Here is a 12,486-nt window from a genome sequence, read left to right as displayed (position 1 = left end):
ATGCTTTGCACTTGGCCTGTTGGCTGGTACGATTGCGGCACTACATCTTGGTGTACTCCATGCGTTTGTGCTGTAATGCTTTGTACTTGGCCCGTTGGCTGGTACGATTGCGGCACTACATTTTGGTGTACTCCATGTGTTTGTGCTGTAATGCTTTGCACTTGGCCCGTTGGCTGGTAATGTTGATCTGAGCCATAATAGGTATAGCTTCCTGCTGAATAACCAGTTTGGTTATGTAGGGAACTTCCTTGCGGATAGCTTCCTCCATAGGAACCAGCATAACCGCTATAGCCTGTGTACGCAGGATACGTATTTTGAGAAAGGGATTGGCCGTATCCACCATAAGAAGGGTTAGATACGTGATGCTCTATTTCACGAGCATGCTGCAACAAATGATGAACATGTTGGCGCAAATAGTTGTTAGGCATGAAATGGCCTCCTTTAGAAATATGCTCTTATGACGCTGATACACTGAACGTTCCGAATCAGCACATGTGGTTATTATGCATCTAAAGATGGAAACCTTATTCATCCATTTCCCAAATGAACCCGTATACATGTTCTTAGCTTCGATATGTGCCCAACATACACATTCATCAACACAACACAAACAGTCTGCATGCAATTGCATACAGACTGTTCCAGCTCACACCATTACCGGTTCAATAAACTGCCTACATAACGAAGAAGCTCATTCGCGCACACCGAGCAATAACCATGCTCATCTATAAGTCGAGCTGTTACTTCATTAATCCGCTTCAATTGGTTCTCATCTGGCGTCTTGGTCGAAGTCGTAATTTTGACGATATCTTTCAAGTCTGAAAATAGCTTCTTCTCAATCGCCTCACGCAAACGATCATGGCTGTTATAATCGAATTTCTTTCCTTTTCGAGAATAGGAAGATAAACGAATGAGAATCTCTTCGCGGAATGCTTTCTTCGCATTTTCCGATACCCCGATTTGCTCCTCAATCGAGCGCATGAGCCTCTCATCCGGGTCCATTTCCTCATCTGTAAGCGGGTCTCGGATTTTTTTCCAATTGCAAAATGCTTCTATATTGTCTAGATAGTTCTCAAACAACGTCTTCGCTGACTCTTCAAACGAATATACGAATGCCTTCTGTACTTCTTTCTTCGCTAGTGAATCATATTCTTTGCGAGCAACGGAAATAAAGTTCAAATTCCGCTCCCGTTCCTCTTTTGTAATGGATGCATGCTGATCTAAGCCATCTTTTAGCGCCCGAAGTACATCCAGCGCGTTAATGCACGAAAGATTTTGCTTAATCAAAGCACTCGAAATTCGGTTAATGACATAGCGAGGATCTACCCCTGACATTCCTTCTTCAATATACTCGCTCTGCATTTCCTTCAGGTCATTTTCCTTGTAACCTTCTACTTCTTCACCATCGTACATTCTCATCTTCTTCAGTAAATCCATCCCTTGCTTCTTCGTTTCTTTTAATCGTGTCAAAATGGAAAATATCGCGGCCGCTCGCAGCGCATGTGGTGCAATATGGATATGGTGCATGTCACTTTGACCGACCAATTTTTCATATATTTTCTCTTCTTCAGAAACCTTCAAATTGTAAGGAATCGGCATGACGATCATGCGAGATTGAAGAGCTTCATTTTTCTTATTCGAAATAAAGGCTCGGTATTCAGATTCATTCGTATGCGCGATGATTAACTCATCCGCTGAGATCAGAGCGAATCTTCCTGCCTTAAAGTTGCCTTCTTGCGTTAAGGAAAGCAAGTTCCAGAGAAATTTCTCATCGCACTTCAGCATCTCTTGGAACTCCATGACACCCCGATTCGCTTTATTCAGTTCACCGTCGAAACGATAGGCCCTTGGATCAGATTCAGAGCCGTACTCGGTAATCGTTGAGAAATCAATGCTCCCCGTTAAATCTGCAATATCTTGAGACTTCGGATCAGACGGACTAAACGTTCCGATTCCAACTCGATTCTCCTCCGAGATAAGCACGCGCTCAACTAATACCTTTTCAATCTCTCCATTGTATTCGGTACGTAGGCGCATTTGGCACGAAGGGCATAAATTACCCTCAATCCGAACACCAAGAGCTTTTTCAACTTCTGGTCGAAGCTCATTCGGTACGAGATGCAAAGGTTCTTCGTGCATCGGGCAGCCTTTGATCGCAAATACAGCACCTCGCTCTTGCCGCGAATATTGCTCCAATCCGCGCTTGAGCATCGTGACGAGTGTCGATTTACCTCCACTTACTGGCCCCATGAGTAATAAAATCCGTTTGCGCACATCCAGTCGCTTCGCTGCTGAGTGAAAGTATTCTTCAACTAATTTTTCAATCGCTCGATCCAATCCGAAAATTTCCTGTTCAAAAAACTTGTAACGCTTATGCCCATTCACTTCTTCCACACCATGTGAAGAAATCATTTCATACACCCTTGCATGGGCGGTCATCGCCGGAGCGGGGTCGTTTCGCAACAGTTCTACGTATTCTTTGAACGTACCGGTCCAGCCAAGCCGTTCACTTTCGGCACGGTGTTCAGCTATTCGCTTGAAAATGTCCATCCCTCTTACCTCCATTGCTCCCGATTCACAACACTGCCCTCCATCGCCATCTTTCTTCTGTCGTTGTTATTAATAGGCACGTGCCAACTTGAGAATTGACTCGCGCTAATGACCCAGCAAACTTAAAAAGAAAAGTGTATTACATACCTATGCGCATAGGTGGGATTAGTTTCTAACAATTTTGCCTGAGACAACATTGTTACAATCACTTGCAGGAGGCATGAAGAGACGGTTCAAACGCTAGCCAGCACGAATCGTGATATAATGGAGGTTGTAGCTATTAGGAGTTTTTTGCATACAGCATGGAGGCTGTGAATGAAATAGACAAGGATGGGATGTAGGATGACGAAACGACAAGAAACGGAGCTGTATGCACCTTTAAAACAATACTGGGAGCAGTTGGGGTATGAAGTCCGTGCTGAAGTACGGCACTGTGATCTCGTTGCCATTCATCCACAATGTCCAGAGCAGCCAGTCATTGTCGAGATGAAAGCAAGCGCGAATCTTACCTTGCTGCTGCAAGCGCTGGACAGGCAAAAATCGGCAGCGCACGTTTTCATCGCAATAGAAGCCAAACGCGGCAAACAAGCCAACCAGAAGCGGCTCCACGCTGTTGCTGAGCTGTGCCGTCGCATCGGTATTGGCTTCTTAACGGTAACGCTTTATGCTCGCAAACCAGCGTTCGTAGAACTGCATACTGCACCCTACGGGTGGGAAGATCGAAGCTCTCGCTTCTTGTACTCAAACTTAGGAACAGGTGGCCGCATTCAGGAAGACAACGAAACTTATGATGCTCAATCCAGCCCTGTCATTCCTCCAAAAAAGCCAATAGCAGCTCGCCAAGCTAAGCTAATACGAGAGTTCAACGGTCGCAGCGGCGACTACAATGTTGGTGGCTCCACGAAACGCCCACTCGTCACTGCTTACAGAGAGAAGGCACTTCGAGTTGCTCTCGCTTTACAGCAAGGGCAAAGCAAGCCTGTGCGAGTCAAAGAAGCAAGCGGCATTGGAGATGCCGCTGCTATTCTAGGCCACAATTATTATGGGTGGTTCGCCCGCATTGAACGTGGTCAATATGCCTTGACTAGAGATGGTGAGGCAGCATTGCTGCAATATGCCGAAATTGTAGATGAATAAGTAGGAAATTACTTGCTACACATCCGCATAGCGACCCGTAAATTCACCGATTGCTTCCCCAAGCCGTTCCATACCTGAACGAATAACATCAGGGGAAGCAAAGGAGTAATTGAGCCGCATCGTATTGCGTTTACAGTCTTCAACATAAAATGGGAAGCCCGGTACGAAAGCAACACCTTTCTGTACAGCAACGCGAAGCAAATGTTCAGCATCCAATCCTTCAGGCAGTTCCAGCCATAAAAACATTCCGCCCTGCGGCTTGTTCCACTGTGAACCTCTCCACACTTCATTTTGCTGCAAGCTTGTTATCATCGTCTCCATGCGTTCCTTATAAATGAGAGACACTTTATGAACATGATCATCCAGTGAGAAGGAATCAGAACGGAGCAGCTCACTTAATAGGAGCTGATCCAACACACTAGAATGCAGATCTGCCGACTGCTTGCCCCGCGCCAGCATTTGGATAATACGCCGATCCGCAGCAACCCAGCCTGTACGCAGACCAGGGGCAACCAGCTTGCTAAACGTACTCGTATATACAACGAGTCGATCTGGCGCATCCCCTTCCAAGGCAGCGATCGTTGGCAGTTGATGATTCGTGAAGCTTAACTCCCCATATGGATCATCCTCAAAAATAACGGTTCCTGTGCGATGACACTGCTCCAACAATGCTTGACGACGAGCCAAGCTCCATACACGTCCCGTCGGATTGCTAAATGTCGGAACTACATACACCATCTTCGGACGATATTTGTCCAACTTATAAGCAAGATCTTCTGGAATCATGCCCTCTGCATCACTTTGCACCCCAACAACTTGCGCGCCGTACATCTTCATTACCTGCAAGCATGCCAAGTATGTAGGGTTCTCTACTAATACAACATCACCTGGATCAATGAATGCTTTGGCCATTAAATCAATCGTTTGCTGTGAGCCAGACGTAAGCATAACCATAGCAGGTTCAACCGCGATCTTTTTGTGAAGCTCCATGCGTTTCGCCAACTGCTCACGCAGTTCCATAATGCCTTCGGTTACTCCGTATTGCAAAGCTTTAGGACTTTGCTTAAGAACGATATTGCTGACCTTGCGAATTGCTTCCATAGGAAACCATTCCTCAGCAGGGAGCCCCCCTGCAAAAGAGATGATGGATTTACCTTGGGTAAGTTGTAAAATGTCACGAACAACCGAACTTTCTACGGATTGAATACGATTGGAAAACATAAATTGCATCTGCCAACGCTCCTTTCATCTTTCTAAAAAGAATACACTCCGCCTTCTCGATTGGCAATTGTTTAATGATGAATAACGAAAAAAAACAGAACGAGGAAAGCCTCCCTTCGTTCTGCCTTCTATACGTATATACGTGTAAATACGCGCCTATTTCGTTGACACATTCCCACTTCGTGCAAACTCAGACTGCTTCTCTGAGCTTAGCGGCACATTTACTTGGAGGTAGGAGCCGATCTGATCAGGATATTGCGCGGAAATGAATTTGCCATCCAGCATCGTTACTCGGTTGCGTAATTGTTTAAACGTATATTCCTCAATGACTGCCTCATTCATATCGTAATGGAAGCCAATCCCATTGTCTTGATATACAATATGAGCATAACCATCGTGGACATTAATCTGAAGCTGAAGCTCCGTTGCATAGCCGTTTACTCTTCCATTGTATAATAGCAGCTGAGAAATACGAAATACACCTGTGACCCATTCTTCTGACTGAATATCCAATACAAGAGAAGGCTCATCTACGTGAAGAATCACTTTCGTTCGATCTGCGAACTCCCTCTCAACCCATTGACGAAGGGCGTTAGCGAATCCAGCTGTTTTTAACAAGGTAGGCTTTAACGTCTGACATACATGCTGCAACTGGCTATTTACTTCAAAAATACTTTCTTTCACTTCAACCAAAACGATTTTGTGCATATCTTTGCTTAACTCAGAATCTGCACTGTGAAGACTTTCTTCTAACGCGACCGTGACATCATGAAGCAGACGCATGACGCGCTTCTGAATCTCCGAAGAAAATCTACTCCGCTCCTGCTCGTCCATATCGAAGAGATCACCCATCACGTTGCGCTCTATCGATTGTCTTATCTTGGAGTTTCTATCTGTATAGCCTGACAATTGCGTACGGAGCGTTTGAACATGATAAATATGATTCAAGCTAAGTGATAAGTAAGTTATCACTTGCTGCATCCACTTATCTTCTTCATGGTTGAGCTTCGCCTTCGTAGATTTACGTACGATGACGACATAGTAAATCGAGTCCGACTGCAAATTGATTTCATACCAGAAGTAATGATGATGACGGAAATGAGAAGATTTCAACTGACGCTCTACTTTTTCCTGATCGACATCGCCTTCAACTGACATTTCAATCGTACCCAAATGGTCTTTTCGCACAAGCGCAACTCCATCAGCATCAAGCGCATTCATAATGAGCGGAAGAATTCTCGTATACCACTCGTCTTGATACTGGTGCTGGCCAAGCCGCTCCGCAATTACAAGCAATGCGTGATGCAGCTTATGCTTACGAGGAATTAAAACGGTTTCTAGTCTATTAACATGATGGTCCAGCGTATGCGTTATCGCAGTAATCACAAATACCATAAACAAATACGTGAAAAATTGATAACTAAAAGGACCCTCCTGTCTAAATACGACACCGTACCATCCTAGAATGAGCGCACTTGGTACCATTGCAATTAATACATGAACAAACAATCTCCTCAGAATGACACCTATATCATTTAGTTGATAACGCATCGTCAACAATGCAAATACAAGCAGCATCATGATGGCAATCCAACCAGCAACAAGCGGAGGCACAAACGGCGGTAAGCCCAGCAAATGCGGAATGAAAGACAGACCAATGACTGGTACTGCCGCAATGCTCACGATTACAAATACGATGAATACGACCGAACTGAAATACGAGCGCTCATGCCTAAATCTTAAATATAATCTCGTTATGTAGATTAATGTGACGCCTACGACAAAAGCAAAAAATAAATAAGTAATCATGTCATCAAATTGAGTCGAGGCATAGGACCACTGTGTCAGTAAATACATCCATTTGACAACAAGACAAATAATAAGCGAACCGTATAGCCATTTAATATGATTCATCGGCAGCTTAATGCTAGACTTCTCTTGTATAAAAGAACAAATAAATTGCAGGAACAGAATCGGCAAAATCATTATGCCGCTATACATTAACCATCTCCCTACAATATCTCCTCGTATCGAAGCGCCATAAGCGACATACACCAAACTAATCGCTAAAAAGAGCAAACTCAACTGCACAATCGCGGTAGATGCTCCTCGTCTACGATATAGGAACTGCGAGATGAAGAGCAAAAATATCGTAGATACAACAGGCAATACATCGTATAAATGATGAGGTTCCCCGGGAGTCAGATATAGAAAATGATAATATCCGTCTCTCTCTAGTAAAACATTGTCCGCTTGTTCAAGCTTCCCCCACTTTTGCAAATAAAAATGGGTCGCAGCGTCATGTCCATTTACCTCAACTAGCCGGTCGCCCTTCTGTATATGAAATTCTGCACCGACTCCTCCATCAAGCGCGTAGGATACATGCCAATCATCGTCGTCCAATTTGGCATACACACCAATAAAAGGGTGTGAAAATGTGACAATTATAAGCCAAATATATACGAGACCGAGAGCAATCAGCCCACACTTGCGTATAAAAGTAAGATTCATCTTTTCCCTCAATCCTATTACAATTACGAATTATGATAAGCGCACAATTCGACGCTATTCTCTAAAAACTAACATACTTTGATTGTATAGAAGCATGCTCATATACGCAATGAAAAAAAGTACTATTACGATCATTCGAAAATGAGTATTTATAGTATGAATCAAAGGTTACTTCTATCACCATTCCAAAATGTAATGGGATTAAAGGAGTAGAAAACTATCAACTTCATGGAGCGATAAGAAGAACGTTGTCCTTTTTGCTTGCGCTTGACGGTCGTGATAGAATAATAGGATGTATTGAAAGATTTGGGTCAACTTGGATAAATGTAGCTTTGAGGTGATTAGATATGCAACCTTCTTTCGAGAATGAGCGGGAAGCTTCCCGCAGATCCCGAACGAAGGCGAACAGAGTAAGCCCCGCATGGTTCTTATTGTTCTGGTTCGTCATGATTGCGGTCGGGATAACCGCAACTTATTATTACAGTCAGCACATGAAGCAATCCATGATTGAACAGGTGCAGGCACAAACAAATGCGCAAATTACTAGTATGCAGCGCAATTACGAGAAACAGTTGAAGCAAATGAATGAGAAGCTCGACCAATTGCAAAGCAAAGTTCAGTCATTTAATGAATTGCTGGAGTTCACGAAGGACAATGCGTCCAACAAGACAGATAACAGCAATAAGCTTTACTCTCAGTTGAATGAAGTGAAGAAGCAATTAGCAGCGCTACAGCAGAAAATGGAGCTTTTAAAATGATTGAGGCCAGCCGATGACACAAGTTAAGCGTATAAACCGCATATTTATGATGGCTGTCGCACCGTTCATCGGGATGATGATATTTATCCTCATCTCTTCCTTACAAGTATCCATTCAACTGACAATGCCAGATAACACTTCCTTCACGCAAGATTGGAATGAAAGTCAGAAGCAAATTACGCAAGGGTTAACGAAAGCCCAGCACACCGCAGAATATACGATGGAGACCGTAGGTCGTGTTTCTAAGCTGTATCAGAAGACAACGAACACGATGAATTCGATTGTTAACACCGCTTCTGCACAAGCTAAACGTCCTGAGCAAATTTACAATCGCCGCATTACAGCCAAGCTTGGCACACCTATGGATCAGGTTAACAGCGATAAACTGACAGCAGAATTATATCGCATAGGTTCGACATCCTATAATGGCTACGCGATGAAAGTAAAGCTTAAATCACCAGATGCCATGAAAATGACGCTTGGCAATGACAAGTTCGGTGGTACCGAAACGACTATGCAAGCTGCACAGCGTTATAGCGCTATTGCTGGTGTGAATGCGGGCGGTTACGCAGATGGCGGTGGTGGACGATATCCGTTAGGCACTACCGTTATGAATGGTAAGTATGTAGGTGGTTTCCATCCAAGCTTCAAGGATCTTACCTTTGTAGGCTTTAATAAAGAAGCTAAGCTTATAGGCGGCAAGTTCTACAGCCAATATCAGTTGGACAAGATGGACCCACATTTCGGTGCCAGCTTCGTTCCTCAGCTTCTGCATAACGGTGTCTCACTAAAGATTCCTGAGAAATGGGCAAGCTCACGCGCTCCCCGAACCGTTATCGGAAACTATAAAGACGATCAGCTTCTTATTATGGTTGTAGATGGCTATGACGAGAAAGGGAAGTCGGGTGCATTGCTGTCAGAGATGCAGAAGAAGATGCAAAATCTCGGTGTGCAAGATGCTTATACACTCGATGGCGGCGGTTCATCTTCTTTAATTTTCAAAGGAAGAGTTGTCAATAACCCTTCAGATGGACACCTTCGTCAATTACCGACACATTTCTTGTTTTTTAAATAATCTCTATCTAAGAACGATCTATGAATAGATTGCAAATTGGTAGTAGAGATTTTCGATCTACATTCATGTTTTCATTTTCTTTTTGGAATGTATTGGTTATAATGATGGTAGTTTGTAGGAGGTGCTTCATATGACATTCTGGATTATTATGCTCGTATTCGTTTTGTTCTTGTTGGCTATGTTCACCTCTGGATACAACGAAGACAAGACCGCTGGTCTGTAACATCATTGACCAATAAGAGCAATGCGAGACGTCGGCCAAGCGCCGGCGTCTTTGCGTAGCGTATTCCCCTATTTCCGTCAATCATATGTAGTTTTTCGATAACAAAAAAGAGACATTGATCTCGCAATGTCTCTTCCTTGCCCCCTATGTTACCTTACCAAGTGCGTCATTTCGGTCATACATGTTGAACAGATATACCGTTCTTTAAATTCTGCTACGCCATCCATATTACCGCAGAATACACATTTTGGACGGTAGCGCTCCAAAATGATATGATCCCCTTGAACTAAAATTTCGACAGGATCTCCTTCATTCATCTGATAACGTTTACGTAGTGACTTCGGAAGTACAATGCGCCCCAATTGATCGACTTTACGGACTACACCGGCAGGTTTCATCAGATCCACCTCTCTTTACTATCTCTCATGACTTACCCTTTTTGAACTCTGCCCCTACTTATTCGATGCCTGATCTGAAAATCCTGCTGAAATTTGTCAATTTTTTTAGGTTTGCATTATTTTTTGTAACAAAGTGACTAATTGTCACACAAAATCACGTTAGTAGGTCTCCATACTCATAATTGTAGGCGATATTTCTCACCTAACCTAGTTCCGTTAATCCAAACCTGGGTAATCCAGTTGTCTCAGTGCTTCATATACTACGATTGCTGCTGTATTAGACAAATTCAAGGAACGAACTTTGTCTGTCATCGGCATTCTCATACATGTTTCCGTATTTGCAGCAATTAACGTTTCAGGCAACCCCTTCGTTTCTTTACCGAATACGAAGAAATCTCCGTCTTGGAATTGAAAATCACTGAAATTGTTCTTTGTTTTCGTTGTGGCATAAAAAAAACGCGCTCCCGCGTGTTTGTCCTGTAGTTCCGCAAACGAATCATAATATTGAACTTGCACGGCACTCCAGTAATCCAAGCCAGCACGCTTCAACGTGCGATCATCCGTATTAAACCCTAGTGGTCTAACCAAATGCAGATGGGTCCCTGTCGCTGCGCATGTACGAGCAATATTGCCTGTATTTGCAGGAATTTCAGGTTCGACGAGTACGATATTCAGAGCCATCTGTTATTTCACCTCACATTCATTCATGCCCTTATTATACACCAATGTACAAAATGAATCGATAAATGTCTGTGAGGGTTATAGCAATAACTCGTCAGGCTGATATATAAACACTGTGTAAACATATCTCTTCTCTGCCTCGCTCGGTTATCGAATGCATAAGGACCTTAAAGGATTGCTCCTTTAAGGTCCTTATGTTGCCGAAATTAAGATGACTTTTTGCGTTCAAATAATTTATATCGCTCATTATCCCAGTTCGCTAACAACGTATTTTCATCCACCTGATATATTTTTGTTCCTTTGGAAAGTTGATTGGAAGAGAACTCTTTTGTTGGCAGTTGATTCGTTCGTACCATCTTCGATACCGATCCTACCTGGTTCACATTAGGATATTGTGATTTGGCTACCAAGTTGTCTCCTATGTATTCCTGATTGTTGTAGATCAGAATGGACGCATACGTTCGAGATTCTCCACTGCAACCGATGAATAAAGTAGTGAGCATGCAAAAAAGAGCTACAGCTATAATACCCTTCTTCACTTTACCACCCCGCTTATGAATCGTTACTTAACATCATACAATAAATACCAAGTAAGCAAAAGATGCTCATTACAATAGACGATCCAAAAGTCCATTTTGTTTCTTTGAAATGAAAATTTCTCTTAGGTTAGGCGGTTATTTGGATAAATTACTCGAACATACTGTACACCAAGCCATTGTTATCGTTTGTTACGGCCTTGTACATTTCACTCTTTGCCTCCTCCGCAGAAAGAGCGCGGTTCCATATTTTAAGCTCGGCTATTTGACCATTAAATTTATAATTATGATCATATCCCCAACCGGAAACAATTGCTTTTCCACCTACATTTCGACTCTGTGCCTCGTTACCTGATTTAACTAGTGTCTGTTTAACTCCATCAATGTACAGCTCGTTATCAAGCACATTTCCGTTACTAAATACAGCTGTTACATGAGACCAACGATTCGTCATATTTAATGATGATATACCATACATATCTGCGACACCTGTGTTAAAACCGAAACGATTCTCAGCCAAATACAATGTATAGGACTCTTCCCAAGCTCCTCCACCCCAACTGAATGGCATTTGAGCATTGATTCCATCCCACTTCATCCAAAACTGTACCGTTGTTTTGGCTCCTGGCTGTGTGTTGGTCGAAATATCACTAAGTTCTATTCTTTGTTTACCTTTTAGCTTCAGTGCGTTATCTGGCGCTTCGTTTAACTTCCATCTTCCTATTAAATCATTGGAAGCGACAGGCTCTTGCTTCGTTACACTACTTGCAATCTCTGCTGGAGTTAATGCTCGGTTCCATATTTTAAAGTCTGCAAGTTGTCCTTTGAAATTGTATGCATTGTTTTCCCACCATCCACCAATGGTAGCATTGGTAGATACATGCTTTACAAATGAATTAGCACCATACTTCTTCAGCGTTTGACGCTCTCCATTAATGTACAATTCACTCTTCGTAATATCCCCATTATTAAATACAGCCGTTACATGGACCCATTTATTTTTAAGATTTACTGCATTAAATCCATAGACCTCACCATTAAAAGTGTTAAAGCCTAGAACATCGCTTGTTATGTATAAGTCGTAGCCTGAACCCCAAGAGAACGGCATTTGCTGGCTCTGCCCTGACCAATTCATCCAAAACTGCACGGTCGTACGACCATTTTCTGCTTGATTAAGACTATTAGCGACTATACTTACTTTCTTGTCTCCAGCAAAAGTCATCTTTTCAGCAGGTGCATTGCTGAGATCCGTTAATTTGATTTGTGTTGTTCTAATTAAGTTACCCTTAGCATCATATTCATAATGAACAGAAGTGTTGGCAAATGCGCTGCTAGTAAATAACATACTTGACAGCAGAGTAATCATGATTGCTTTGAACACCAGTTTCTTTTTCAT

The 12,486-nt window shown here is 42.9% G+C and carries 11 protein-coding genes; 3 read left to right on the top strand and 8 right to left on the bottom strand.

Features of this window, described 5'->3' with window-relative positions; all coding sequences use genetic code 11:
* Positions 1–428: hypothetical protein (locus tag H580_RS0108255; RefSeq protein WP_028594362.1), on the bottom strand; the 428-nt coding region annotated here is incomplete at its 3' end.
* A 226-nt stretch (positions 429–654) separates the two neighbouring features.
* A complete protein-coding gene (locus tag H580_RS0108250; RefSeq protein WP_028594361.1) occupies positions 655–2,550 on the bottom strand; it encodes a PrkA family serine protein kinase in 1,896 nt (631 codons plus the stop codon).
* Positions 2,551–2,892: 342 nt separating this feature from the next.
* On the opposite strand from H580_RS0108250, the gene H580_RS23740 reads away from it, so the two are divergent.
* Positions 2,893–3,687: a DUF2161 family putative PD-(D/E)XK-type phosphodiesterase gene (locus H580_RS23740; RefSeq protein ID WP_036604911.1), complete on the top strand. Its 795-nt coding sequence runs from the start codon at positions 2,893–2,895 to the stop codon at positions 3,685–3,687.
* A 15-nt stretch (positions 3,688–3,702) separates the two neighbouring features.
* Here the strand turns inward: H580_RS23740 and H580_RS0108240 are convergent, their stop codons facing one another.
* Positions 3,703–4,917 carry an aminotransferase-like domain-containing protein gene (locus H580_RS0108240; RefSeq protein ID WP_028594360.1) on the bottom strand — a complete coding sequence of 405 codons (1,215 nt, stop codon included), beginning with the start codon at positions 4,915–4,917 and terminating at the stop codon, positions 3,703–3,705.
* 147 nt (positions 4,918–5,064) lie between these two features.
* Positions 5,065–7,419, bottom strand: a complete 2,355-nt coding sequence (locus tag H580_RS0108235; RefSeq protein ID WP_028594359.1) for a hypothetical protein — start codon at positions 7,417–7,419, stop codon at positions 5,065–5,067.
* 347 nt (positions 7,420–7,766) lie between these two features.
* On the opposite strand from H580_RS0108235, the gene H580_RS0108230 reads away from it, so the two are divergent.
* Positions 7,767–8,177: a hypothetical protein gene (locus tag H580_RS0108230; RefSeq protein ID WP_028594358.1), complete on the top strand. Its 411-nt coding sequence runs from the start codon at positions 7,767–7,769 to the stop codon at positions 8,175–8,177.
* A gap of 13 nt (positions 8,178–8,190) precedes the next feature.
* On the top strand, positions 8,191–9,252 hold the full coding sequence (locus tag H580_RS0108225) for a phosphodiester glycosidase family protein (RefSeq protein WP_028594357.1): 1,062 nt from the start codon (positions 8,191–8,193) through the stop codon (positions 9,250–9,252).
* 372 nt (positions 9,253–9,624) lie between these two features.
* On the opposite strand, the gene H580_RS0108215 is transcribed toward H580_RS0108225, so the two are convergent.
* From H580_RS0108215 to H580_RS26165, 4 genes are all read right to left on the bottom strand, one after another.
* The gene (locus H580_RS0108215; RefSeq protein ID WP_028594356.1) at positions 9,625–9,873 is read right to left on the bottom strand and encodes an AbrB/MazE/SpoVT family DNA-binding domain-containing protein; all 249 of its coding nucleotides are present in this window, start codon (positions 9,871–9,873) and stop codon (positions 9,625–9,627) included.
* Positions 9,874–10,089: 216 nt separating this feature from the next.
* Positions 10,090–10,554: a tRNA (uridine(34)/cytosine(34)/5-carboxymethylaminomethyluridine(34)-2'-O)-methyltransferase TrmL gene (gene trmL, locus H580_RS0108210; protein WP_028594355.1), complete on the bottom strand. Its 465-nt coding sequence runs from the start codon at positions 10,552–10,554 to the stop codon at positions 10,090–10,092.
* 206 nt (positions 10,555–10,760) lie between these two features.
* The gene (locus tag H580_RS0108205) at positions 10,761–11,093 is read right to left on the bottom strand and encodes a hypothetical protein (protein ID WP_028594354.1); all 333 of its coding nucleotides are present in this window, start codon (positions 11,091–11,093) and stop codon (positions 10,761–10,763) included.
* Between the two features lie 148 nt (positions 11,094–11,241).
* Positions 11,242–12,486 (bottom strand): LamG domain-containing protein, encoded by a 1,245-nt coding sequence (locus H580_RS26165; protein WP_028594353.1) that lies wholly within the window; start codon positions 12,484–12,486, stop codon positions 11,242–11,244.

The organism is Paenibacillus assamensis DSM 18201, assembly GCF_000422445.1.
Classification (GTDB): domain Bacteria; phylum Bacillota; class Bacilli; order Paenibacillales; family Paenibacillaceae; genus Paenibacillus_B; species Paenibacillus_B assamensis.
Note: the sequence above shows the minus strand (reverse complement) of the source record. Positions and strands in the feature narration are given on the sequence as shown.